The organism is Salinicola sp. V024, from assembly GCF_052645315.1.
Window position 1 is genome coordinate 37793 of sequence record NZ_JBQXYB010000013.1, and the last position, 25749, is coordinate 63541.

The 25749-nt window shown below is 63.0% G+C and carries 22 protein-coding genes; 15 read left to right on the forward strand and 7 right to left on the reverse strand.

Annotated elements, in window-relative coordinates:
• Positions 1–100 precede the first annotated feature (100 nt).
• The 11 genes from msrP to ACUN9V_RS16280 all read left to right on the forward strand — a co-directional run bounded on the left by msrP (position 101) and on the right by ACUN9V_RS16280 (position 10644).
• Positions 101–1132 carry a protein-methionine-sulfoxide reductase catalytic subunit MsrP gene (msrP, locus tag ACUN9V_RS16230; RefSeq protein WP_087720074.1) on the forward strand — a complete coding sequence of 344 codons (1032 nt, stop codon included), beginning with the start codon at positions 101–103 and terminating at the stop codon, positions 1130–1132.
• Positions 1132–1770: a protein-methionine-sulfoxide reductase heme-binding subunit MsrQ gene (msrQ, locus tag ACUN9V_RS16235; RefSeq protein ID WP_087720075.1), complete on the forward strand. Its 639-nt coding sequence runs from the start codon at positions 1132–1134 to the stop codon at positions 1768–1770. The genes msrP and msrQ overlap by 1 nt, the downstream gene beginning before the upstream one ends.
• 210 nt (positions 1771–1980) lie before the next feature.
• Positions 1981–2967 carry a 2-hydroxyacid dehydrogenase gene (locus tag ACUN9V_RS16240; protein ID WP_445512156.1) on the forward strand — a complete coding sequence of 329 codons (987 nt, stop codon included), beginning with the start codon at positions 1981–1983 and terminating at the stop codon, positions 2965–2967.
• A 557-nt stretch (positions 2968–3524) separates the two neighbouring features.
• Positions 3525–4583 (forward strand): LacI family DNA-binding transcriptional regulator, encoded by a 1059-nt coding sequence (locus ACUN9V_RS16245; protein WP_445512157.1) that lies wholly within the window; start codon positions 3525–3527, stop codon positions 4581–4583.
• Entirely contained in the window at positions 4580–5578 is a 999-nt protein-coding gene (locus ACUN9V_RS16250) for a TRAP transporter substrate-binding protein (protein WP_445512158.1), read from the forward strand. Before ACUN9V_RS16245 ends, ACUN9V_RS16250 begins: the two co-directional genes overlap by 4 nt.
• A 12-nt stretch (positions 5579–5590) precedes the next feature.
• Entirely contained in the window at positions 5591–6199 is a 609-nt protein-coding gene (locus tag ACUN9V_RS16255) for a TRAP transporter small permease (RefSeq protein WP_445512159.1), read from the forward strand.
• On the forward strand, positions 6196–7503 hold the full coding sequence (locus tag ACUN9V_RS16260; RefSeq protein ID WP_445512160.1) for a TRAP transporter large permease: 1308 nt from the start codon (positions 6196–6198) through the stop codon (positions 7501–7503). Before ACUN9V_RS16255 ends, ACUN9V_RS16260 begins: the two co-directional genes overlap by 4 nt.
• Positions 7504–7760: 257 nt before the next feature.
• On the forward strand, positions 7761–8441 hold the full coding sequence (locus ACUN9V_RS16265; RefSeq protein ID WP_445512161.1) for an HAD family hydrolase: 681 nt from the start codon (positions 7761–7763) through the stop codon (positions 8439–8441).
• Positions 8442–8639: 198 nt separating this feature from the next.
• Positions 8640–9014 carry a translation initiation factor Sui1 gene (locus ACUN9V_RS16270; protein ID WP_445512162.1) on the forward strand — a complete coding sequence of 125 codons (375 nt, stop codon included), beginning with the start codon at positions 8640–8642 and terminating at the stop codon, positions 9012–9014.
• A 131-nt stretch (positions 9015–9145) separates the two neighbouring features.
• Positions 9146–9565, forward strand: coding sequence for a YbaY family lipoprotein (locus ACUN9V_RS16275; RefSeq protein WP_445512163.1), 420 nt, complete (start codon positions 9146–9148; stop codon positions 9563–9565).
• Between the two features lie 86 nt (positions 9566–9651).
• Positions 9652–10644 (forward strand): aldo/keto reductase, encoded by a 993-nt coding sequence (locus tag ACUN9V_RS16280; RefSeq protein ID WP_445512164.1) that lies wholly within the window; start codon positions 9652–9654, stop codon positions 10642–10644.
• Positions 10645–10699: 55 nt separating this feature from the next.
• Here the strand turns inward: ACUN9V_RS16280 and ACUN9V_RS16285 are convergent, their stop codons facing one another.
• The gene (locus ACUN9V_RS16285) at positions 10700–11560 is read right to left on the reverse strand and encodes an NAD-dependent protein deacetylase (RefSeq protein WP_445512165.1); all 861 of its coding nucleotides are present in this window, start codon (positions 11558–11560) and stop codon (positions 10700–10702) included.
• Positions 11561–11644: 84 nt separating this feature from the next.
• Here ACUN9V_RS16285 and ACUN9V_RS16290 point away from each other — a divergent pair, with 84 nt between their 5' ends.
• The 3 genes from ACUN9V_RS16290 to ACUN9V_RS16300 all read left to right on the forward strand — a co-directional run bounded on the left by ACUN9V_RS16290 (position 11645) and on the right by ACUN9V_RS16300 (position 14761).
• Positions 11645–12730, forward strand: coding sequence for a diguanylate cyclase (locus ACUN9V_RS16290; protein ID WP_439303172.1), 1086 nt, complete (start codon positions 11645–11647; stop codon positions 12728–12730).
• A 43-nt stretch (positions 12731–12773) separates the two neighbouring features.
• A complete protein-coding gene (locus ACUN9V_RS16295; protein ID WP_439303171.1) occupies positions 12774–13688 on the forward strand; it encodes a nuclease-related domain-containing protein in 915 nt (304 codons plus the stop codon).
• A gap of 98 nt (positions 13689–13786) precedes the next feature.
• The gene (locus ACUN9V_RS16300) at positions 13787–14761 is read left to right on the forward strand and encodes a sugar kinase (RefSeq protein ID WP_439303170.1); all 975 of its coding nucleotides are present in this window, start codon (positions 13787–13789) and stop codon (positions 14759–14761) included.
• Between the two features lie 18 nt (positions 14762–14779).
• On the opposite strand, the gene ACUN9V_RS16305 is transcribed toward ACUN9V_RS16300, so the two are convergent.
• From ACUN9V_RS16305 to ACUN9V_RS16325, 5 genes are all read right to left on the reverse strand, one after another.
• On the reverse strand, positions 14780–15400 hold the full coding sequence (locus tag ACUN9V_RS16305) for a hypothetical protein (protein ID WP_445512166.1): 621 nt from the start codon (positions 15398–15400) through the stop codon (positions 14780–14782).
• Positions 15393–17018 carry a sodium:solute symporter gene (locus ACUN9V_RS16310; protein ID WP_445512167.1) on the reverse strand — a complete coding sequence of 542 codons (1626 nt, stop codon included), beginning with the start codon at positions 17016–17018 and terminating at the stop codon, positions 15393–15395. The genes ACUN9V_RS16305 and ACUN9V_RS16310 overlap by 8 nt, the downstream gene beginning before the upstream one ends.
• Before the next feature lie 151 nt (positions 17019–17169).
• Positions 17170–19233, reverse strand: coding sequence for a choline BCCT transporter BetT (betT, locus tag ACUN9V_RS16315; protein ID WP_445512168.1), 2064 nt, complete (start codon positions 19231–19233; stop codon positions 17170–17172).
• A gap of 650 nt (positions 19234–19883) precedes the next feature.
• Positions 19884–21218: a deoxyguanosinetriphosphate triphosphohydrolase gene (locus ACUN9V_RS16320; RefSeq protein ID WP_075560645.1), complete on the reverse strand. Its 1335-nt coding sequence runs from the start codon at positions 21216–21218 to the stop codon at positions 19884–19886.
• Positions 21219–21437: 219 nt separating this feature from the next.
• Positions 21438–22301: an isocitrate lyase/PEP mutase family protein gene (locus ACUN9V_RS16325; RefSeq protein ID WP_075560643.1), complete on the reverse strand. Its 864-nt coding sequence runs from the start codon at positions 22299–22301 to the stop codon at positions 21438–21440.
• 309 nt (positions 22302–22610) lie between these two features.
• Between ACUN9V_RS16325 and ACUN9V_RS16330 the strand changes: the two genes are divergently transcribed.
• Entirely contained in the window at positions 22611–23723 is a 1113-nt protein-coding gene (locus tag ACUN9V_RS16330) for a cobalamin-independent methionine synthase II family protein (RefSeq protein WP_445512169.1), read from the forward strand.
• 156 nt (positions 23724–23879) lie between these two features.
• On the opposite strand, the gene ACUN9V_RS16335 is transcribed toward ACUN9V_RS16330, so the two are convergent.
• Complete coding sequence (locus ACUN9V_RS16335) at positions 23880–25622, reverse strand: alpha-amylase family glycosyl hydrolase (RefSeq protein ID WP_445512170.1); 1743 nt, start codon at positions 25620–25622, stop codon at positions 23880–23882.
• Positions 25623–25749: the final 127 nt, after the last annotated feature.

Consider the following 25749-nt stretch of genomic DNA (forward strand, 5'->3'; position numbering starts at 1 on the left):
ATGCGGTGTCACGGCGTACGCCGGCGTCTCGGTACACGCATCCAGGCGCGCACCGCCAGCGTATCCACCCTATGCCATCATCGGCGGTTGGAGACTCATCATGTTGATCAAGATTGCCAAACCCGGCGACCTGCGCGAATCGGACGTCACCCCGGAATCGGTTTACCTCTCGCGTCGCCGCTTCATGGGCGGGCTGGCTGGCCTGGGCCTGAGTGCAGGAGCAGGATTGGCACTGTCGGGACGCGCTCTGGCGGCCGCCTCCGACTATCAGGACGTACCGGCCGGCAATCCGCCAGGCTGGCTCGAGCCCAAGCTGGCCAACGCCGAATGGGAAAGCGTGGTGCCTGCCGATCGCCAGTTGGACAAACTCACGCCTTTCGACGACGCCACCCACTACAACAACTTCTACGAATTCGGCACCGGCAAGGGCGACCCCGCCCGCAACGCCGACGCGCTGAAGACCCAGCCCTGGAGCGTGGTGATCGACGGCGAGGTCAATAACGGCGGGCGCTTCGATCTCGAGGATCTGGCCAAGCCTTCCCGCCTGCAGGAGCGCATCTACCGGCTGCGCTGCGTCGAGGCCTGGTCGATGGTCATTCCGTGGCTGGGGATTCCGCTGGGTGACGTCATCAAACGCGCCGAGCCCACGTCGAAGGCCAAGTACGTCAAGTTCGAGACACTGGTCGCACCGGAACAGATGCCGGGCCAGGACTCGTCGTTCGCGCTGATCGACTGGCCCTACACCGAGGGCCTGCGCATGGACGAGGCGATGCATCCGCTGGCGATTCTCGGGCTCGGCATGTACGGGCGCGAACTGCCCAACCAGAACGGCGCGCCCTTCCGGCTGGTCGTGCCGTGGAAGTACGGCTTCAAGAGCATCAAGTCGATCGTGCGGATCTCGCTGGTCGAGGAACAGCCGGTCAACTCCTGGCAGGCGATCGCCCCGGACGAGTACGGCTTCTATGCCAACGTCAATCCCGAGGTCGATCACCCACGCTGGAGCCAGGCCACCGAGCGCCGGCTACCCAACAGCCTGTTCAATCCCAACATCATCGATACGCGGATGTTCAATGGCTACGCCGAGGAGGTCGCGAGTCTCTATCAGGGCATGGATCTGAGGAAGCATTTCTGATGCCGACGCCCCGCTACACGCTGACGCTCTGGCGCATCGCGGTGTTCATCGCCGCGCTGGTGCCGCTGGCCTGGTGGAGCTCCCAGGTCGCGATCAACGCCGCCGGCCCGGAACCCGGCCGCTACCTGCTGCTCAACATCGGCCAGGGCATACTGTGGATGCTGTTTTCCACTCTCAGCCTGACCCCGCTGACCAAGCTGACCCGCTGGAAAGGCTTCACCCTGATCCGCCGCCAGCTCGGCCTGTGGACCTTGACCTATGCGCTGCTGCACCTGTTCTGCTACGCCGTTTTCATTCTGGGGCTGGATCTCTCCCGGCTCGGCAGCGAGATCGTCCGACGCCCCTACATCATCGTCGGCATGCTCGCTCTCGTCGGGCTGATCGCGATGGGCGTGACCTCCAACAAGTGGTCCATGCGCAAGCTGGGCAAGCGCTGGAAGACGCTGCACAAGATCGTCTACCTGGTGCTGGGTCTGGGGCTGCTGCACTTTCTCTGGGTGGTCCGTGCCGACCTGGAGCAGTGGAGCCTCTATGCCGCCGTTGGCGCCCTGTTGATGATTCTGCGCATTCCGCCCATCGCCCGGCAGCTGCCGAAATTCCGCCAATTGATCAAGCGGCCCGGGCGGGCCTCCGTATAACGCGTCGAGCGCCTGCTGGGCGCGTGACCGGTGACAAACACCAAGATTCCTTCGTTCGGACTTGTCTCCGACCGCGTCCTTCCCGCTAGACTTTCGTCGAAGCACTGCCTCAGGGGGCCGGGTTTGTCGGTAAGCTCGTGCGTCCCTCACCTCGCAGGCGGCGATGTCGTCGCCTGCGGATATTTCGATTTTTCAGCCGGAGAGTCTTTCATGAGCAAGCGCATCCTGGCGTACCGTCGCCTCAACGACCAGCAACTCGACCAGCTACGCGAACGCTTTCACGTCGACTACTTCGGCAAGCTCGAATCGGCCGACGATCCGGCATTCCGCGAGGCGCTGGGACAAGCTCACGGGCTGATCGGCGCGGGGGTCAACATGACCCCGGAACTGCTCGATGCCGCGCCCAATCTGGAAGCGATCGCCAGTATCTCGGTGGGTGTGGACAACTATCCGGTCGAGGAACTGACCCGGCGCGGCATCCTGCTCTGCAACACGCCGGACGTGCTCACCGAAACCACCGCCGATACCGGCTTCTCGCTGATCATGGCGAGTGCCCGCCGGGTGGTGGAACTGGCCGAGTACGTCAAGCGCGGTGACTGGAAGTCCAGCATCGGCCCCGAACAGTTCGGCAGCGACGTCCATGGCAAGACGCTGGGCATGGTCGGCTTCGGACGCATCGGCCAGGCGGTGGCCCGCCGCGGCGCTCTCGGTTTCGGCATGAAGATTCTCTACTCCAACGCCTCGCCCAAACCGGATCTGGAAGCGGAGCTGGGCGCGCGCCGCTGCGAGCTGGACGAGCTGCTGCAGCAGTCCGACTTCGTCTGCGCCATCGTGCCGCTGACCCCGGAAACCCGCCAGTTGATCGGTGCCCGCGAGTTCGAGCTGATGAAGGAGAGCGCCATCTTCATCAACATCTCCCGCGGGCAGGTGGTCGACGAACAGGCCATGATCCAGGCCCTCGAAAGCGGCCAGATCCGCGGCGCTGGCCTCGACGTGTTCGAGCAGGAACCGCTGCAGGCGGATTCTCCGCTGCCCAGGATGCCCAACGTGGTCGCGCTGCCGCACATCGGCTCCGCCACTCACGAAACCCGCACCGCCATGGCCCAGCGCGCGGTCGACAACATCATGCTCGCGCTGGACGGCAAACGCCCGATCAGCCCGTTCAATGAGGAAGCCTGGGGCGACAGGCTGAACTGAGACACCATTCCCTTTATGGAAAGCGGCACTTGGCCATTGATCAAGGTAAAACGCGGCCTTCATGACTCGGGAATCGCGCTTACGAATGGGCAAGATGCCGGAGATTTCTATCGGACTTCAACTACGATGATTGGGTCTTTCCGATAGCCACATCCGATAGTGACAAAGGGACACCATGAAAATAGCCATCGTGGTTTTGGTGCTGAGTTTGATTGGCTGTATCTACTTGATCTCCCATTGGGGAGAAACGGATGACTGTGCCAATTCGGCCAAGGCCGAAGCGGAGTGTCAGACGAAGTAACAAGCATGCAAGAAGTAGCAAGCATGCAAATTGCGTGGGCGACAGCTCGCCGCCCACGCCTCGCCCTCATGCCATCGAGACATGGCGTGACAGGTGAAGCCCATGGCGCACTTGCCTGTCTCTCGTGACGAAAATCCCCGCTCGGACACTTCTGTAGTTCACCGACATCGTTTTCCACTAAAGGCGAATAGGCGCATTCCTATGGCGCGACTAACCTGCTGACAGCTTTTTGGATCGATCCAAAACGGAATGCAGCATGCCCGAAAACGTCAGGAACTCATCCCGCCCTCGCGTCACGCTGAGGGATATCGCGGCCCATGCCGGCGTCTCCCGCTCGACCGTGTCGCTGGTGATGCAAGGTAGCGAGCTGGTTGCCGAATCGACTCGCGCTCGGGTTCGGGAGGCGATGACGGAACTGGGCTATGTCTACAATCGCGGCGCGGCGACCTTGAGAAGCGCTCGCACGGCAACGCTCGGCGTCGTCGTCCACGATATCGCCAACCCGTTCTTCGGTGCCCTGATGGCGGGCATCGACGAGACACTGCAGGACGCCGATTACGTTCCCTTTCTGGCCAGCAGCGGCGACAGCCTCGCCCGCCAGGCGCGTTTTCTGGCACGCATGCGGGAACATCGGGTCGATGCGCTGCTGTTGTGCCCCGCAGAGGAGACGCCTGCGTCGTTGATCGAAACGATCGCCGACTGGGGCATGCCCTGCATCGAGGTCATGCGGCACGTCGGCCCGTCACCGCTCGGCGACTATGTCGGCGCGGACCTTCGGGCCGGCGTCGCCAACGCCGTTCGTCATCTGGTCGCCCTGAGGCATCGTCGTATCACCCTGCTCGCGGGAACCGCCGATCATTCCGCCGACCGCGAACGTCTCGCGGGCTACCGACAGGCCATGCACGAGGCCGGACTCGATGACCTGTCGCGCATCGTTCGCGGCCCGCTGACCCGTTGCGCAGGGCGCGAAATCACCCTCGAGCTGATGCGTGGCGACGACGCGCCCACGGCCCTGATCTGCCACAACGACCTGGTCGCGCTGGGAGCGCTGCTGGCGCTTTCCCATCTTGGCCTGCGCGCGGGGCAGGACTGCGCGGTGGTCGGCGTCGACGACATCGATGAAGCCGCCCTCACCGACCCCGCATTGAGCAGTATCGCGACCCACCCGCGGTCGATCGGCCGCCGCGCCGCCGAACTGGCCCTGAAGCGGATACGGACGCCCGACGGCGAACGCGAACGCATCGTCCTCGAGGCGCCCTTGATGGTTCGCGCCAGCTCCCAACCCTCGCTCGATCGCCCCCAGGAGTCACCATGAGATTTCACGAGGTTCCACGCTATCTGTCCGGCGGGCGGCTCATCATCGCCACGGGCCTTCTTTTCGCCGCGCTCGCCACGCCGGTCGAAGCTCGCGAGCTGATCTTCGGCCACGGCGCCACGGAGGATACCGCCTACCATCTGAGCGGGGAGCGCTTCAAACAGTTGCTGGAAGAGAAAACCGATGGCGAGCTGACGGTAAATCTCTACAGCAACTCGGTGCTCGGTCATGAAACCGAGATGTTCGAGCAGCAGACCGCCGGTGCGCTGGATTTCTCGATCATCAATCCCGGCTTGATCTCGGAGTTCTCGCATACCGCCAGCATCTTCTCGATCCCGTTTCTCTATCGCGATCTCGATCATTGGCGGCACGTGCTGGATGGCGAGGCCGGCCAGGAGATCGCCCAGCGCATCGAGGCGGAAACCGGCGTCAAGGTGCTCGCCTACTACGGCGGCAGCACCCGCCAGATCGTCAGTACCCGCCCGCTGGAAACGCTCGACGATCTCGAAGGCATGAAGCTGCGCACCAATCCGACCCGGCCGGTGATCACGGCCTGGGCAGCGCTGGGCACCCAGCCCACGGTCATGGCCTACAAGGAGATCTACACCGGGCTGCAGCTCGGCGCCATCGATGGCCTGCTCAACGAGGCGGAGTGGATCTACCGCATGCGCTTCCATGAAGTCGCGCCCCATATCGGGCTTTCCGAACACGACATCACCGTGCGCTTGCTGACCATTTCCGACGCGACCTGGGAGTCGCTCACGCCGCCCGAGCAGCAGGCGGTACAGGCCGCTGCCGACGAGAGCGAGCAGTACGCGCGGAACCTGCAGATCCGCCTCGACAAGGAGTCCCGCGACAAGCTCGAGGCCGAAGGTGCCACCTTCTACCCGATGGATCGCAAGCGCATGCAGCAGATCGTCGCCGGCCCGCTGGGCCAGGTGATCGACGACATGGGGCTGCGCGATCTCTACGAACTCATCATCAACACCCAGTAAAGGAGTCGTGTCATGGCATTCGCAACGGCCCTGGGCCGCGTCAACCGCCAGCTGGAACGCCTCCTTCACGGGGTGTTGCTGTTCTTGCTTGCCAGTTTCATCGTGCTGATCGTCTACCAGATCGTCAGCCGCAATCTGGGCTTCCTGCCGAGGCTCTACTGGACCGAGGAGATGAGCCGTTTCGCCTTCCAGTGGATGATCATGCTGGGCACCGCGATCGGCGTGCTGCATGCCGATCACTTCGTGCTCGAGGCCTTCCCCCGCGGTTCCCGCCCCGACCGGGTGACCCGAGTGATCCGCGATGTCGCCTGTCTGATCGTCGGGCTGATCTTCGTCGTCTTCGGCCAGGCCTTCGCTCTTTCCGGCTTCAACCGGATTGCCAGCGCCTCGCAGCTGCCGATGGTCGTGACCTACTCGACCTTTCTCGTCAGCGGCGTGCTGATCGTGCTGTTCAGCCTGCAGCGCCTGCTGGTGACCGCCAGCCAGGGCGTCGATGCCATGGAGAGCGAGCTCGACACGCCTTCCGAGATCGACGAGCTCATCGATCCGGCCCATCCGAGCGCCCCGCCCACGCAAGACTTCGATTTGCCCTCGTCACACGAGAAGGAGACCCCGCGATGATGCCTGCCGACTGGCTCTACCTGCTGCCGTGGCTGCTGTTCGCGCTGCTCGGCGTCCTCATCGTGCTGGGCGTGCCGATCGCGATGTCGCTGGTGCTCACCTCGTTTGGCATCATCGTGCTCGATCCGCGCCTGACGCCGTGGATTCTGTTCCAGCGCATGTACTACGGCATGGACTCCTTCGTGCTGCTGGCGGTGCCGCTGTTCCTGCTCGCCGGCAATCTGATGAATGCCGCCCGCATCACCGACCGCCTGATCACGCTGTGCCTCAATCTGGTCGGGCATGTCAAAGGGGCACTGGCCCACGTCAACGTGCTGGTCAGCATGCTGTTCGCCGGCGTTTCGGGGTCGTCGACGGCCGACAGTGCGGGTATCGGTACGGTATTGATCCCGGCCATGAAAAAGGAAGGTTACCCGACCCACTTCAGCGTCGCGGTGACGGCCGCCTCTTCGGTGATGGGGATCATCATTCCGCCGTCGATCAACATGATCGTGTGGGGCGCGCTCACCAGCACCTCGATCGCCGGGCTGTTTCTCGGCGGCATCGTGCCGGGGATTCTGATCGCCGCCGCGCAGTTGCTGCTCAACCTCGGCTACGTGCGCCGCTATGACGTGCCGACACGAAAGCGCGCCACGCTCAGGCAACTGGCAAGTTCGGGCAAGGATGGCCTGCTCGCCGCCGGCATTCCGGTACTGATCATCGGCGGCATCACGCTGGGTATCGTCACGCCCACCGAGGCTGCGGTGATGGCCGTGCTCTACGCGCTGATTCTGGGTTTCGTGGTCTATCGCGAACTGACCTTCAGGAGCGTGCTGGATGCCTCCACCGATACCGTGCGGCTCTGCTCGCTATCGCTGTTCAGCCTGGTCGGCGCGGCGATCTTCGGCTATCTGATCAGCTTTTACCGCATTCCGCCGTCGCTGATGGCGGGTGTCGAGATCACCGATCCGACCACGCTTTTGATCATCGCGACCATCGTCATGCTGCTGGTGGGCACCTTCATGGATTCGCTGCCGGCGATGGCGATCCTGGCGCCAATCTTCCAGCCCCTGGCCGCCCAGGCCGGCGTCGACCCGCTGCAGTTCGGCGTCATCAGCGTCATGGCACTCGGCCTCGGGCTGATCACGCCGCCTTACGGGCTCTGCCTGATGATCTCGGCCAAGATCGGCGGCATCCCCCTGCTCAAGGCGCTGGGCACGACGATGATCTACCTGCTGGTGATGCTGGTGGTGATCGGCCTGCTGATCGCCTTCCCCGACCTGATTCTCTACTTGCCTCAGACTTTCGGGCCGGATGCAGGCTGAACCGGTCCATCATCGAAGTGTGCAATTTCTGGGGAGTCATTCGCTCCGGCTTGTCAATGACAGCCGGGGCGACTAAAGTTGCAAGATAGATTAAAAACAGTGTTCCATAATCCTGCATTTCCGGATTGCAATGCCGATAACGGTAGAACTGGAACAACGGAACTGGAAACGACAGAACTGGAGCCAGTCATCGGCAGGCCGATTCATAGACGACCTGCGTACCTTATTCACTGACAGCGCCCTCGAGGCGACCCATCATGCCCGATCCCCTCTGCTTGCTTTTCGATTGCGACGGCACCCTGGTCGACAGCGAACCGCTTCTCGCCGAAGTCATGGCGAAGTATCTGAATCAGGCCGGCCTGCCCTTCCAGCCCCATGATTACATGACGGATTTTCGCGGCGCGCGATTCGCCAGCATCGTTTCCCATCTGGAGCGGGTGCACGGGAGTCTCGACGACGCCGTTCGCCAGCGGATAGAGACGGCGATGCGCCAGGAGATGCACGAGCGCATGGCGAACGAGCTCGAGCCAATCGCCGGGGTGCGGGAAGCGCTCGACGCACTGGGTTCGCTGCCGCGCTGCGTCGCCTCCAACGGCCCCGAGACCAAGATCCGACGCGCGCTGGACAGCACCGGATTGCGCGGCTTCTTCGGCGACAACATCTACAGCGCCTACACCGTAGGCAGCTGGAAGCCGGCGCCGGGACTCTTCCTTCACGCCGGCCGCGACATGGGCTTCGAGCCGGGCGAATGCATCGTGATCGATGACGCCCAGGTCGGTGTACGTGCCGCACTGGCAGCCGGCATGCGGGTCGTCCATATCAACCGCTTTGCCGATCTCGAACCCACCCCGGCAGGCGCTATCGGCATTCGCGACATGCGCGAGCTGCCGGCCGTGATCGACAAGCTGATGCCCGCCCTGGCGGTGAGCAATCTCTAATCGGCTCGGTTCAGAACCGACGCCGACCAGTCCCAATGGCAGAACGATGATCGCGGCCCGAGCCAAACGCTCGGGCCGCGATCGTTTTTGGCACGGTCGTTTAGGCCCAGTCGATATCGGTTCGGTCGCTTCGAGTGGTCGTTCGCAGGCGGATCGCCGCGTTATCATATGGCTTTCATGTCTCGATTCGGAGTTCCCATGCCTTCGTTACAGGATCAGCTGCGCGGCCTGGTCTACTCGACCGAACACGGCGAGACCTGCCCCGACTGCCGCCAACCCGTGGCCCAGTGCGAATGTCGCGATCGCGAGGAAGCCGAACGCATCGCCGCCCTCGACGGTATCGTGCGCATTCGACGAGAAACCAGCGGCCGCAAGGGCAAGGGCGTCACGACGATCCAGGGCGTCCCGCTGGGCAGCGACGAGCTGAAAACCCTGGCCAAGACGCTGAAGAAGCGCTGCGGCACCGGTGGCGCGGTCAAGGATGGCGTGATCGAGATCCAGGGCGATCATCGCGACGTGCTCAAGCGCGAGCTGGAGTCGCGCGGTTTCAAGGTCAAGCTCGCCGGCGGCTGATCGACACTCGTCGCTGTTCCGGCCAGCGGGAATTTCCAACGCGCTGGCTTGTCATAGCCGCACGGTCGTCGTGCCGCACGCTTCGATGCCAGACTTTCCCAAGTTCCACCGTTCCACCTCGAGGGGTTCCGATGCTTTTGCCCAGGGTTCCGCGACCTTTGCGTCTCGTCACCATCCTGTCCGCGCTCGTCGTGCTGGCGGGCTGCGCCGGCGGGCCCCAGTTCGACACGCTGGCCGCCCGCGTGGTCTCCGAAAAGCCGATCACGCTGCCCGACTCCGCCACGCTGGAGGTCCAGTTGAAGGACATCTCCACGGGCGACGTGCTGGCCAGCAGCCGCTACGAACGGCTGGGCCAACTTCCGATTCCCATCACGCTGCAGTATGCCGCCGAGGTGATCGACCCCGACGATCTCTACCGTCTCAGCGCTCAGATTCGCGACGACGACCGCATCCTCTACCTGAATCCGGAGCCGGTATCGGTCTTCGCCGATGGCGACCCCACCGAACCGGACATCCCGGTAACGACTACCGGCGCCGATACGAGTCACTGAAGACACGACACTCCAAAGGACCAGCTTGCCGAAGTCAGACTAGCGCTTCACGCTGTAAGGATTCGATCCTAACCAAGGAGGGAAAGATGGAAACACTGACATTACCGGGTACGGATATCGTCACATCGCGCATCGGCCTCGGCACCTGGGCCATGGGTGGCCGCCAGTGGGGCGGCACCGACGACGCCAACGCCATCCGCACCATTCATGCCGCCATCGACCAGGGCGTCAACCTGATCGATACCGCTCCGGCCTACGGCTTCGGCCACTCGGAAGAGGTCGTCGGCAAGGCCGTCGCCCAGGCCGGCCAGCGTGACAAGCTGGTGCTGGCGACCAAGGCGGGTCTGGAGTGGTACGACGACGCAAGCGTGGCCCGCAACGCCACGGCGAAGCGGCTGGAGAAGGAGCTCGACGACTCGCTGCGTCGGCTGAACACCGACCATATCGATCTCTACCAGATCCACTGGCCGGACCCGCTGGTCGACATCCAGGAGACCGCCGAGGCGATGGCGCGCTTCCATCGTGCCGGCAAGATCCGGGCGATCGGCGTCAGCAACTTCTCCCCCGAGCAGTGCGACACCTTCCGCCAGACGGCGCCGCTGCATACCCTTCAGCCGCCCTACAACCTGTTCGAGCGCGACATCGACAGCGAGATCCTGCCCTACGCCGAGAACAACGACCTGACGTTGTTGACCTACGGCGCGCTGTGCCGCGGCCTGCTTACCGGCAAGATGCACGAAGGCTATACCTTCAATGGCGACGATCTGCGCAACAGCGATCCCAAGTTCCAGTCGCCGCGATTCGCCCAGTATCTGGCCGCCGTCGACGCGCTGGCCGAGCTGGCCCGCACCCGTCACGACAAGAGCGTGCTGGCGCTGGCCGTGCGCTGGATTCTCGATCGCTCCCCCAACATCGTCGCGCTGTGGGGCGCCCGCAAGCCCGAGCAGGTCGAACCGCTGGGCGACATCACCGGCTGGAAGCTGAGCGACGAGGACATGGTCGATATCGATGCGATTCTGTCCCGGCACATCAAGGATCCGGTCGGCCCCGAATTCATGGCACCGCCGACGCGCAAGTGACCGTGAAGTGATTCATCGCCAATCTGGAACCCGGCCTCGGCCGGGTTCTGTCGTCTCAGCGTGCCTGGCGTTGCGGCAGTTCCAGCGCGTCGACCAGTACCGTCAGGGTCGGGCCGATCGGCGCGCTGATCTTGAGATCGAACAGCTCGTCCGCCCGCGTCTTGCCGAGATTGACGCAGGCAATCGGCTTGCCGCGTTTGGCTGCCTGGCGGGCGAAGCGAAACCCCGAATAGACCATCAGCGACGAGCCGACCACCAGCATCCCCGAGGCCTCCTCCAGCGCCTGAAAGGCCTGTTCGACGCGGGGCCTGGGCACGTTGTCGCCGAAGAACACCACGTCCGGCTTGAGAATGCCGATGCGACAGCGATGGCAGTTCGGCACTTCGAACGTCGAGAAGTCGTAACCGTCGAGATCGGCGTCACCGTCCGGCCCCACCTCGGCGCTCAATGACAGCCAGCGGGGATTGCGTCGCGCCAGCTCGTCATGCAGCGCGTGACGCATCAGGCTCGCGCCACAGCTCATACACTTCACCAAATCGGCCTGGCCATGCAGGTCGATGACCCGCCGGGAGCCGGCTCGCTGATGCAGACCGTCGACGTTCTGTGTCACCAGTGACGTGATTCGCGACTGCCGCTCGAGTATCGCCAGCGCCTTGTGCGCCTGGCCTGGATGGGCGGCCGCCAGCGCCCGGAAGCCGATCAGGCTGCGCGCCCAGTAGCGCTGGCGCACGCCATGACTCCCCATGAAGGCCTGATGGCTGACCGGCGGCGGGCGCTTCCAGTCACCGCGGGCATCTCGATAATCGGGAATGCCGCAGTCGGTACTCACGCATGCGCCGGTCAGCACGAACAGGCGCGGATGACGGACGACGAAATCGACCAGTGCCTCGACGTCCGGAATTGACTCGCTGGTCATACTATTTTCCGCCGATCGATGTTAGATAATAAAGATACAGTACGTTGACACAACAGGACGCCTCGACGCCGGATGATTGCCGACATGCCCGATACGCCGCTGGATCCCGTGGTCGAAAAACGTCTGAGAGGCATTCGTCTGGCCAGACGCATCTACGTACCTCGAACACTGGGACTCCTGGTCGGCGGGTTATGTATCGGGAGCGCGCTCCATGAGTTGCCGACCCCGACCTGGGTCTGGGCGCTATGGGCAGTTCAGATTCTATTCTGGTCCCATCTCGCCTACTGGCGGGCGAGATATCACGTTTCACCCTACCATGCCGAACGCCAGAATCTCGGCGCCGATAGTCTGCTGGGCGGCTTCTGGATGGCGGCCATGCATTTCAACGTCCTCCCGACCGTCGTGGTATTGACGATGATCAGCCTCGACAACATCGCGGTGGGCGGGAAATCCATGGCACTACGCGGCCTGGGCCTGCTGGCCGCGGGAGCGCTGATCGGCATGTGGCTGATCGTTCCCGGCGTGCCCGACATAGTGCCGTCGGCCTCGGTCCTGCTTGGCAGCTTACCGATGATCGTCGTCTACCCGCTGGCGGTGGGCTACATCACGTATCTTCAGGCTCGCCGACTCAATCGCCAGAAGAAGACATTGATGGAGTTGAGCCGTTCCGATGGGCTCACCGGGCTGTTCAACAGACGGTTCTGGGAAGCTCAGGTAGCTTCCAATCTTCTGAGCGGTCCCTCGGCAACGATCGCGCTGCTCGATCTCGATCATTTCAAGCGCATCAACGATGAGCATGGTCACGGTGTCGGCGACCAGACCCTGCGCAAGCTGGCTTCACTGCTTCGCCAGTCATTTGGCGATGATGTCTTGCTCGGGCGTTACGGCGGCGAAGAGTTTGGTCTACTGATGCCATCGACCACGCTGGACCAGGCGACCGTCGCGATCCATCAGTTCCAGCAACGGCTGCGGAACCATGCGCCACCCTTCCCTCTTTACAGAATGCCCACCTGCAGTATCGGTCTGGCCGCCAAAGATCCATTGATGATGAATCACGAGCAATGGCTGCTGCGCGCGGACCAGGCGCTTTATGCAGCAAAGCACGCCGGGCGAAATCGAATCTGCATCCACGACGCATCGACATCGCAGACGAGGCCGCACCTCGGCTAGAATGGTCGTCTTCCCGCCCACGCCACTGCAAGGACAATCGCTCATGGCCTGGTTGGAGTATGTGCTGCCGCTGATCTTTCTCGCCCCGCTGGGTGCCGCTGCCATGGTGGCGATCACTCTGCGTGACGTGCAGACCGTGGGGCTGCGCTCCCCGCATGACGGCGAGCCGATCCGCGAGATCGCCCAGGCCCATCGCGACCGCCTGGAAAAGGCGCGCATGGTGTTCTTTCTCGATGCCACGCTGGCACCGACCCTGACCCTGATGCCGATCGTCTACGGCATGGGCCGGATGCTCTTCGCCGAGGAGCAGAGCTGGCTGGAGTGGTCGCTGTATGGCGTCGTCAGCACCCTGCTGGCGATGCTGTTCTGCTTTCTGATTCTGCGCGATGTGCAGCGCGTGCGCCGGCTGACCCGCAGTCTCGCCTGCGAGCTGGCGGTGGGCCAGGCGCTGGATCATCTGATTCGTCCGCTGGCCAAGCCCTATTTCGTCTTCCATGACTTTCCCGCCGACTCCTATAGCATCGACAACGTGCTGGTGACGCCGCAGGGCGTTTTCGTGATTCAGACCGTGGCGCGCGAATTCCCGCTCGATCTCGAAGGCCGCGCCCTCAACACCGTATCGGTAGAGAGCGAACGTCTGCGCTTTCGCGGCTGGAGCGAGCGGACGGTGTTGCGCAAAGTACGTCTCTCGACGGTATGGCTACGCCACTGGCTGAGCCGGCATGCCAACCTGAGCGTGCCGGTGAGCGGCATTCTGGTGCTGCCGGGCTGGGTCATCGATGACGAAACCGCGCATCTCGGCGATAGTCGCGATGTCCGCGTGGTCGACGGCATCGATCTTGCCACGCAGCTGGGTGGTGCCCAGGAGGAGGTCATCGATGACACCCAGCGCCAGCACCTGGTCGATACGCTGAACGCGCGCTATCAGCGTCTGGAGAGCAAGCCGCCGATCCGCTGAGTTGCCCCACCGGCATCCGATGTTGCCATCGGATTCCTGACGACGATCGCCCGATGTCAGTCATCACCCCATCAACTTCACACGCCCCAGGACCCGCCATGCCCCGTTCCGACTCCCGTTACGCTTACGATGTTCTCACCTTCGGCGAAGCGATGGCGCTGTTCGTCGCCGACGATCAAGGCCCGCTGGATCAGGTCGCGCGATTCCATCGTCGTACCGCCGGTGCCGATACCAACGTGGCGATCGGGCTGTCCCGACTGGGTTTCGACGTTCGCTGGCTGAGCCGCGTGGGGGCGGATCATAACGGCAACTTCCTGCAGCGAGCGCTGGAAGCCGAGGGCCTCGACTGCCGCCACGTGCAGCGCGACGACACCCACGCCACCGGGCTGGTATTCAAGGAGCGTGCCGTCGACGGTGCCGACCCCCACGTCGAGTACGTCCGCCGGGGCAGCGCCGCCAGCCAGCTGAGCGTCGCCGATGCCGGAGATGTCGAACTGGAGTCCGCTCGCCACCTGCACGCCACCGGCATCCCGCCGGCCATTTCCGACTCGGCGCGCGAGCTGTCGTTTCACCTGCTGCGCGGAGCTCGTGGTGCCGGTCTGTCGATCTCGTTCGACCCTAACCTGCGCCCCGGCCTGTGGCCGAGCGAAGCGGTGATGATCGAGACCCTCAATGCGCTGGCCGCCGAGGCCGATATCGTGATGCCCGGTCTGAGCGAAGGCCGCCTGCTGACCGGTCGCGAAACGGCCTACGATATCGCCGGTGACTATCTCGACCGCGGCGCCAGGGCCGTGGTGATCAAGCTCGGGCCGGAAGGCAGCTACTTCCGCACCGCCGACCGTGAAGGCACCGTCAATGGCTCGCCCGTCAAGCAGGTCATCGATACCGTGGGCGCCGGCGACGGCTTCGCGGTGGGCATCGTCAGCGCCTATCTGGACGGCCTGGACTGGCCGGCGGCGCTGCACCGCGGCAATCTGATCGGCGCCCGCCAGGTCCAGGTGATCGGCGACATGGAAGGCCTGCCCAGTCGGGAACAGCTGGTCGCCATGGAGCGCAGCGGTGACCCGATTTAAACCCGACGGCAAGGCGATCTAACCCGGTTCAGGGGTTCCCTCGGGTACCCCTGAACGAATGGCATCCGTTTGCGCATTCGTCCGCTCGCGAAATCCCGTCAGCACCGCCGGTTTCAACGCCCCCAGCGCCTCGCCAGAGAGCCCGCTGAGTACGATGAGCCGTGTCTTGCGCTCCTGACCCGCGCCCGAGCGTCCCCGCGAATATCCCAGCCACAGTGGCAGTGCGACGGCCCGCAACGTCGCTGGCTGTACGCGTAGCGACCAGCGTTTGGGCCGTGCCAGCCGTTCCCACAGCCACCAGCGCTCGAACTGCGCCTGCGTTGGCTGACGTCCGCCGTCGAGCACGAGGGCGTCATCATCCTGCCTCGGTCGGGGATCCAGCGCCCCCGCTATCAGCAGTGCCCGCGGCAGATGATCGGCAGCCAACAGCCAGGCCAGCGGCCTTCCCGGGTCACGCCCGATCGCCATGGCCCACAGCGACAGCCACGCCGGTTCGAAGCGCTCGGCGCCGAACCGACGCAGCTTGGGTTCGGCGGCGTCAGCATCCAGCCGCCGCGGCAGCCAAGATATCGATGCCAGCGCGTCATCCTCGGATGTAACCTCGGCTCCCGGCCCACACCTCTCCTGTCGCTCAGCCATTAGCCCATCCTTGCAGCAGCGCCAGCGCGGCGAGCGAAACAAAGAACCAGAGGATCAGGCCGAGACAGCGACGCCGCGTCAGCCGGGCATCGCGGCCGATCTCGGTGGCATTGCCACTGCGCCCCTTGAGGATCGCCTGCATGTCGGGCGCCGTCTCGTCGATCACCACGTCCGACAGCTGCTCGGGGGTTGGCGCAGGCGCCGTCAGACTCACCACGTAGCCGACGACCACCGAAACCACCAGCCCCACGAAGTTCTGATAGAGCCAGGAGACATCGGTCTGCGACACGGCCCACACCGCCGCCATGCCGAGCACGATACCGGCGACGGCCCCGCGGCCGTTGCTACGGTGGCTGAGAACTGCCAGCAGGAACGTGCCCAGCAGTGCGCCGTAGAACCAGGAGCCGATACGATTGACCGCCTCGATGACCGGCCCGAGATTGCCCGCGAAAAACGCGAACGCCGTGGCGTAGAGACCCCAGAAGATGGTCGCCCAGCGCGACGCCTTCAGGTAGTGCTTTTCGTCGGCCTCGGGCTTGACGTAACGGGCGTAGAAATCGCGTACCGTCACCGCGGATAGCGAGTTGAGCGCCGAATCCAGGCTCGACATCGCGGCCGCGAAGACCCCGGCGATCACCAGCCCGGTGACGCCAACCGGGAACGCATTGACCACGTAGCGCGGGAACAGCTCGTTGAGGTTCTCCGGCGCGGTCAGGCCGTGCTGCTGATAGTAGGCCGCCAGCATCACGCCGATGAACAGGAACAGCAGCATCTGTGGCACCAGCAGATAGCCGCCGATCAGCAGCGAGCGCTGGCCCTCGGCGATCGACGGGCTGGTCAGCACCCGCTGGATCTGGCTTTGATCGGTACCGAAGTAGGCGACATGCATCACCATGCCGCCGATCAACCCGGCCCACAGCGAGTAGGTCACGGTCGGGTCGAGCGACAGATCGATGGTATCGAACATGCCGTTGGCGGCGCCGTAGGCGAACACGTCGCCCCAGCCGCCGGGCAGGCTCGAGACCATCAGCACCATGCTCAGGATCGCGCCTAGCCACAGCACGAACATCTGGATCACATCGGTCCAGATCACCGCACTGATGCCGCCGAGGACGGTATAACTCACCGCGATCACCGCCATCAGCACGATGGTCAGGTTGACGTCCCAGCCGGTGACCACGGACAGCACCAGTGCAGGCGCATAGAGCACGACCCCGGTGGCAAGACCGCGAGCAACCAGGAACAGCAGCGCCGCCAGCGATCGGGTCAGTGCGCCGAAGCGGCGTTCGAGCAGCTCGTAGATGCTGTAGATACCGGCGCGATGAAAGATCGGCACCAGCACCACGATCAGCACCGCCATCGCTAGCGGCACGTTGATAAAGGTCGCCAGGCGTTCCAGGCCGCCCTCGAACCCCCAGCCGGGCGCGCCGATGAAGGTGATCGCACTGGCCTGGGTCGCCATGACCGAAAGACCGATGGCCCAGCCAGGGATCTTGCGACCGCCCAGAAAGTAGTCCTGCGTGTTCTCCTGATCCTTGCCGAAACGGGCGCCCACCCAGGCAATCCCCACGACGTAGACGATCAGAACAGCGGTGTCCCACCACGTGAAAGCTCCCACATCCGTGCCCTCTCTTTTTTGTTATCGACAAAATTGAGCGTAGCACGTCGTCCCCGGGATGCCTCTGAGCGAGCTTTTGGCGTGCCAAAACGAAAAACCCCGGCCAGAGGCCGGGGCAAGGTAGAGCAAGTAAAATGAGTCTGGCGTCAGATCAGCCTGGCGGCTGTTCCGGACTATCGGGCATATTGATGCTGCCCGGTTCCTCACGATTGAGATGCAGGAACTGTAGATGACGCTCGTACTGGTCGAGAATGTCGTCGATGACCTGTTCACGGGTATAACCCATCAGGTCGTAACCCTGACTCCCCTCCAGCAGATACACCTCCAGCCGATAGTAGCGGCTGCTGCTACGCGGCGTGCGCATGGCGAAGGCCGGCGTGGAGAACGGGTGGGTCCATATCTGGTAAGCGAAATTCTGCTCGCTGCCAAGGTCGACGTAGAGCGACAGATAGTTGTCGTCGTTCTGTGTGCCGTCGTTGATATCGACCTGAACACCCTGCTTCAACAGCTCCTCGCGCACCGCTTCCATCGCCGGTCGGCCCGTATCCTCCAGGAACTGCTGCGCCTGCTGACGATTAGGGAACGACATGGCACGCTTGAGACGTGTCTTCCAATCATGATTGCTGTCGCGATTACCTGAGGACATGCGACCCGAAAGCGAACCGGCAAGACTCAGGCGATGGCTGTCTTCCTTGAACGCCTCGACCTTCAGCGCCTTGTAGAGCCCGGCAATCATGAAGAACAGCACGACCGAGAACGGCAGACCGGTGATCACCACGGCGCTCTGCAGCGTCGACAGGCCGCCAGCAAGCAGCAGCGACAGAGTCAGAATGCCGATGACCGCCGACCACAGGATTCGCATCCAGATAGGCGCATCGCTGTTGACGTCCTTGAGCTTGGAAGTGAAGTTCGACAGTACCAGCGCGCCGGAGTCACCGGAGGTGACGAAGAACACGATCGCCAGGATGCTGACGGCAATGGTCGAGAACACCGGGAACGGATACTGCTGCAGGAACAGGTAGATCCCTGCCGGCGGCGTATCCATGACCTGCTGGCCGAAGTCCGTCGCACCGTTCATCGCCATGTCGAGGGCACTGTTACCCAGAATCGACATCCAGATCATCATGAAGGCGATGGGCAGCGTCAGCGTGCCGGCAACGAAAGTACGAATGGTGCGACCGCGGGAAATACGCGCCAGGAACAGACCGACGAACGGGCCCCAGGCGATCCACCACGCCCAGAAGAACAGAGTCCAGCCGTTCAGCCACTCGGTCGGGCGATCGAAGGCGTAGGTATTGAACGACATCGAGATGAAGCTGGACAGATAATCCCCGATGTTCATAACCAGCGCGTTGAGCAGGAACACCGTCTTGCCGGCAAACAGCACGAACAGCAGCAGCGCGATCGCCAGCAGAATGTTGAACTCGGAAAGGCGACGGATGCCCTTCTCGACGCCCGTCACTGCGGAAATCGTGGCGAAGAGAACGATCATCAGCACCAGAATGGTCTGGGTCCAGGCACTCTCCGCGATCCCGAACATGAAGTTCAGACCGTAGTTGAGCTGGATGACGCCGATACCCAGGCTGGCCGCGATCCCGAACACCGTGCCCAGCACTGCGGCGATGTCGACGACGTGACCGATGGGCCCGTAGATCTTCTTGCCGAAAATCGGGTAAAGCGCACTACTAATGGTCAGCGGCAGGTTGTGGCGATAGCTGAAGAAGGCCAGCGACATCCCGACCAAGGTATAGATCCCCCAACCCGACAGGCCCCAGTGCAGGAAGGTCAGCTGCATCGCATAACGCGCGGCCGCGACCTGATCCTCGGGCGCGTTGGGCGCGTTGTAGAACTGGGTCAGCGGTTCGGCCAGGGCGAAGAAGATGACCCCGATCCCGATACCGGCGGAAAACAGCATCGCCGACCAGGAAAAGATATTGAAATCAGGCCTCGAATGCTCGGGTCCGAGGCGAATCTTGCCGAAGCGGGAAAAACCCACGAACAGCACGAATGCGAGATAGATGACGACGGTCAGAAAGTAGTACCAACCGAAGGTGTTGGCGATCCAGCCCAGCAGCGCGTTGATGATGCCGTTTGCCTGCTCGGTAGCGATCATCGCCCATAGCGAAAAGGCGACGATGCCAATGACCGACCCATAGAAGACGACCGGATTCAGTCTATCTTGGGTACTGGAATTATTATCGGGGCTTGTACTCATGCGGCTCCCATCAATCGTAGATAGTTTTCGTTGACGAGTGAGCAGAGCGCCCTGATCGACAATGCTGCCGCCAGGGGTCGCTGAGCGATAATGGCTCTTCACTCGTTTCCGTGTTCCCGCCGCGAGGTCGCGAGACCTCTGATCGAGTTAAATCGACTTCGGCCGTTGAATACAGTCTTGCCTTCAACGGAAGCCTCGATCCTTCTCTCTTCTCCGACACCTCGTGATGCCGTGCCAAGCAATTTCAGAAGAGAGCCTTAAGCTTGCCGCCCCCTCGAACACCCGCTGCGGGCCAAACCTGCAGCGGCCCAACGCTTGAACTATGGTCCATTGTTACGCAAAAGCGAGCGCTATTTGATGCCGGTCGAACCCGTGCTGCCGACGCCATGATCATCGACGTCACACGCTCGACACGCCTCTGGTTCGGCAAGCGGTTTCGACGCACTATCGCGTCGACGCCAATCGGTATCGACGAAACTACCGATGGCGCAATTTTTTATTGATTGAGCGTTCAATTAAAATACGGCGTTATGGATCATCTTTCAACAGCCGTGTTTAGACTCCCACGCCGCCACGACCGCCGGCGCATCGAGAGCGACCATGCGGAACCTGAGCCCGACGCGAGTATCCCCGGGCGTGATTGTCGGCTCTCAGTCGCCCTTGAGGCGGCCGCCCATCTCCTGGGCCAGCTCGACCGCATAGTGGTCGGTCATGCCGCCGATGAAATCGAGCATACGCCGATAGCTGTCGTAGAGCGGCCAGTTCGGCTTGGGCGTGTTCTCGCCGATCAACGCCAGCACGCGCTGGTGCTTGAAGGAGGAGTGCCCGGTATGGTGAAGCTCGTGGGCCGCCCCGATGAAGGCCTCGAGCAGAATGCCAAGCGTGGTGTAGGCCCCGATCTCGAGTTTGGCCTTGCGCTCGTTCTGAAAGATCCGCTCGCGGGCCAGCTGCTTGGCCGAGGAGACCCCCCAGGTCAAATCCGGATGACACAGTTCGAGCAGGTCGTCATTGAGCGTGCCGTTGAGTAGCGCCTTCTCGTGCTGCACGAACACGTCGCCGACTTCGTTGACCGCTCGCTCCATCGCCGCACCGCGCAGCGCCGCGATACGTCGGCGCTGCGACACGCCATCGGTCTCCATCTGCTCGTAACCGGCCGGCGGTTCGCCGGCGATCTGCAGCAGCACCTGGGCAACTTCCTCGTAGCGCAGAATGCCCATCTCCAGGCCGTCCTCGAGATCGAGCAGCGCATAGCAGATGTCATCCGCCGCCTCGACCAGGTAGGCCAGGGGATGACGACACCATTTCGACTCGCCCGTGGCTTTCAGCCCCAGACGCTCGGCGACCTCGGCCAGCAGCAGCTTCTCCGACTGATAGCAGCCGAACTTGCCCATCTGGCCGCCGTGTTCGACGGTCCACGGATACTTGAGCAGCGTGCCCAGCGTCGCCGCGGAAAGTCGCATGCCGCCGCGAAACTGGTTGTACTCGATCTGGGTCACGACGCGAAAGCCTTGCGCGTTGCCTTCGTAGGTCAACAGATCCTGGCGCTGCGCCTCGTCGAGACCATCGAGCAGCCCATCGCCGTGCGCCTCGGACCATTTGAACCAGTCGCGGATCGCATACTCGCCGGCGTGGCCGAACGGCGGGTTGCCGATGTCGTGTCCCAGGCAGGCCGCCTGCACAATCACGCCGAGATCGGCAGGTGTAACCCACTCCGGCAGGCTGTCGCGCAGCTGTTCACCGACGATCATCCCCAGACTGCGGCCGACGCAGCCCACCTCGATCGAGTGGGTCAAGCGGGTGTGGATATGATCGTTGTCGGTGAGCGGATGGACCTGGGTCTTGCGCCCCAGACGCCGGAACGAACCCGAGAAGACGATGCGGTCGTAGTCCTTGTGGAACGGACTGCGACCGGCTTCACCACGCGAGGTCCGGGCATCGTGCAGGCGGACGGGATCGAGCAGGCGTTCCCATTGCATGGCGGTCATCGTCATCTCCGTTATCAGTAAAGGCCGCTTCGAGCTTCGAGCTTCGAGCTTCGAGCTTCGAGCTTCGAGCTTCGAGCTTCGAGCTTCGAGCTTCGAGCTTCGAGCTTCGAGCTTCGACAGGATGCCGCGACCGTTCGGCGAGTCAAGCATCTGACCTATCAAGATCAGCTCTTATGGACATACCGCGCGGATTTTCAGCTCGTCGCTCGCAGCCCAGGGCTACTCTTTGACGTCCATGTATTCGCGGGCCCAGATCCGATACTCGTCGACCGTCGAATAGCGCGTCGACAGCTGCGACGCATCCAGATCGTTGGTGGCGATGTCGCGCTGTTCGCGGAGGCAGTCGTAGGTGGCCTTGATCGCCGCGAAATAGGCCGCGTGACCGTTGACGACGATTCGCACGCCGAGCTTGGCCAGCCGTGTCCGATCGCGCAGCTGCGGGTTGTCGTAGGTGACCAGCATCAGCGGCACCGTCAGCGGCGCGGCTAGCTTTTCCAGGTGCTCGAAATCCCGCACGCCGACCAGACAGATGGCATCGACGCCCGCGGCCTGATAGGCCCGGATCCGGGCGACGGCGGCATCGTCGTCGAGCTGGCCGGCATTGGTGCGAGCGATGATCGACAGCGCCGGATCGATGCGCGCTTCGAGTGCCGCGCGCATCTTGCCGACGCCCTCCTCGACCGGGATCAGATCCGTCGACTTGTGCCCGTACTGTGCCGGCAGCAGGGTGTCTTCGATGGTCAGCGCGGCGATGCCGGCACGCTCGAGCTCGGTGATGGTGCGCATTACGTTGAGTGCGTTGCCGTAGCCATGATCGGCGTCGGCGATCACCGGCAGACGGGCCACACGGCCGATGCGGGTGGCCTGCTCAACGAACTCGCTCAGCGTGATCAAGGCGAAATCGGGTGCGGCGAGAACCTGCAGCGACGCCACGGAGCCGCCCAGAATGCCTACCTCGAAGTCGAGATCGGCGGCGATCCGGGCCGACATCGGATCGAATACCGACGCCGTGTAGTAGCAGTCGTCGCTGGCCAGCAGGCGGCGAAATTCGTTACGTAAATCGTGTTGGGAAGGGGTCGTCACGGAGTGCTCCTGTTTTTTTACCCTGTCATTCAAAATTCAGTCGTTCGAATACGAGGGCGTCATTCTGGAAACTGCCCCGCCGATAGCCGATGAAGTCACGATGAAGGCCTCGACGCGGGTCGACAATCCTACCACTAAAGTTTGAGAAAACGACGATGACGCCCAAAGGCCCCACGACAGAACAATGAATGGTATGCATGACTGGCTTGAGCGCCCTTCATTGGCCGAATCGGCGACCAACCCGCATCATTAGCGGCCTCAGCATCGTCATGCCGATCATGCCGATGGTCCATCACGCGAGGAGATCCCATGTCGCAGTCGCATCCCCCATTCCGAGCCGATATCGTCGGCAGTTTTCTTCGCCCCGCGGCGCTGAAGACGGCACGTGCGCAATTCCAGCAGGGCGATATCGATGCCTCCGCCTTGAAGGCGGTCGAGAATCGCGAAATTCGCCACGTGGTCGAACAGCAGCAAGCCGCAGGACTCGAGGTCGTGACCGACGGCGAATTCCGTCGTGCCTGGTGGCACTTCGATTTCCTCGAACAGCTCGACGGCGTCACCGGCTATCAGGGCGATCAGGGCATCCAGTTCCAGGGCGTTCAGACGAGCGCCAAGCAGATCCGGGTCGACGGCAGGGTCGGCTTCAACGTCGCGCACCCGATGCTGGACGACTTTCGCTATCTGGCGAGCGTCGCCGACGTCATGCCCAAGATGACGATTCCCAGCCCCAGCGTGCTGCACTTCCGGGGCGGACGAAAGAAGATCGACAGCGGCGTTTATCCGAGTCTCGACGCGTTTTTCGCCGATACCGCCGACGCCTACCGCGACGCCGTGAGGGCGTTCTACGATGCCGGCTGCCGCTATCTTCAGCTGGACGACACCGTGTGGGCCTATCTCTGCTCCGAGAAAGAGATGCAGGCGGCGCGGGACCGCGGTGACGATCCCGATCAGCTGCAGGCAATCTACGCCGAGATGCTCAATCATGCCCTGGCCGACAAGCCGGACGACCTGTACGTCTCGCTCCACGTCTGTCGCGGCAATTTCCGCTCGACCTGGATCAGCGAAGGTGGCTACGAGCCGGTCGCCGAAACGCTGTTCGGCAAGGTTGATGTGGATGCGTGGTTCCTCGAGTACGACAGCGACCGTGCCGGCAGCTTCGATCCGCTGCGCTTCATTCCCGAAGGCCACCAGCAGGCCGTGCTGGGGCTGATCACCACCAAGATGGGGGAGCTGGAGAATCCGCAAGTCGTCAGGGCGCGCCTCGATGAAGCCACCCGGTTCGTCGACAAGCGCCAGCTCTGCCTGAGCCCGCAGTGCGGCTTCGCCTCCACCGAAGAGGGTAACGATCTCGCCGAGCCGGCGCAGTGGGACAAGATCCGGCTGACCCTGGAGATCGCCAACGCTTACTGGAACAAGGGCTGAGACACTGGAACAAGGGCTGAGACACTAAAGCCGGTCTCGGGGAGTACGCCACGAGCAGGTGCCGCATCTCCCCGAGTTCGACCGGCCAATCCCCCTCGGACAATCTTTTCAGCCGAGCCCTATCATCAGAGCTGATCGGTCAGAAGGGGCTCGCCGTCACTGAGACTCGCCATCCTCGTTGCGAATCAGCGACCCCAGCAGCCGACTGAGGAAGCCCTTGCGTTCGGGATCGGGCTCCTGCTCGATCAGCGCTCGGGGATCGATACTGCTGCGATCGACATGCACGAACGCCGCTTGAAACGGCGGCAGCGTCAGCCGGCTGTCACTCAGATGCGGCGTGAAGCCCGCCTGGAAGACGATCTCGCCGGCACCGGCCGGCAGGCTGGTGGATCGCGATTCGCTGGTCAGGTTGAAGACCGCCAGAATCGCCTGGTCGTGTGACACTCGCAGCCAGCCCAGCAGGTCGTCATCGAAGTCGCTCAGGATCAGCGTCCCGTCGACCATCGCCGACTGCGATTTGCGCCAGCGCAGAAACTCCCGCGTTACCCGCAGCGTACTGTCGGCATTGGCGAGCTGCCTCTCGACCGAGAGCTGACGATGATGGCCGTCCACCGGTAGCCAAGGTTCGACAGAGGTGAAGCCGCCCAGCTCACCGCTCGTCCACGGCATCGGCGTGCGACAGCCGTCGCGCCCCTTGTACTCCGGCCATAGCGCCAGGCCGTAGGGATCGACCAGCCGCTCGTAGGGCACATCGGCTTCCGGCAATCCCAGTTCCTCGCCCTGATAGAGGCAGATGCTGCCGTAGAGCGAACAGAGCATGACCGTCGCGACCTTGGCCACCAGCGGGCCGTGCTGTTCCAGATTCTCGTGCTGGGTCCAGCGCGACACGACGCGCTGGACGTCATGGTTGGAAAGCGCCCAGCACGGCCAGGCATCGCCCGCGTAATACTGGAAGTGTTCGATGATATCGCGCAGTCGCTGGGCACTGAACTCGGCATCGAACAGGTCGAAGGTGTAGGCCATGTGCAGACGATCATCGCCGATGGTGTACTCGACCATGCGCTCCAGCGGGCGGTCATCGGAGATCTCCCCCACCGTCATGGTCCCGGGATATTCGTCCATCAGCGCGCGTAGCTCGTTCAGGAATCCAATGTTTTCCGGCTGACTGATATCGAACTGGTGACGCTGCATCGAATAAGGGTTCGAGGCCGGAACGCTGGGCGTCTTGAACTCGCCGCTGCCGAGCGCCGGATTGTTCTGCAGCGCCTGGCTATGGAAGTAGAAATTCGAGGTGTCCAGACGAAAGCCGTCGACGCCCAGATCGAGCCAGAAGCGCGCGTTGTCGAGCTGCTCCTTGCGCACCGCCGGATTGTGAAAGTTGAGATCCGGCTGGCACGACAGGAAGTTGTGCAGATAGTACTGGCGCCGCCGGCTATCGAAGGTCCAGGCGCTGCCACTGAAGAACGACAGCCAGTTGTTGGGCGCCGTGCCATCCGGCTTGGGATCGGCCCAGACGTACCAGTCGGATTTCTGGTTGTCGCGTGAGCTGCGGCTCTGGATGAACCAGTGGTGCTGATCGGAAGTGTGACTGAGCACCAGGTCGATGATCACTTTCAGGCCCAGTCCGTGGGCGCGCTCGAGCAGCATCTGGAAGTCGTGGAAGGAGCCGAACATCGGATCGACGCCGCGGTAATCGGTCACGTCGTAGCCGAAATCCTTCATCGGCGACGGAAAGAACGGCGAAATCCAGATCGCATCGACGCCCAGCTCTGCCACGTAGTCCAGCTTGGCGGTGATACCGGGTAGATCGCCGATGCCGTCACCCCGCGCATCCATGAAGCTTCGGGGATAGATCTGGTAGATGACGCTGCCACGCCACCACTGGGTCGGATCGGACATAGAATTTCCCATTGGTGTCTTTTGATTCACGGCTTCGCAAGATAGCCAACGACGACAGCGCCCGGCGTTCGACCGGGCGTTGTCTTGCTTTCCAGGCACGAGGCTTCTAGCACGCAAGCCGCGCATT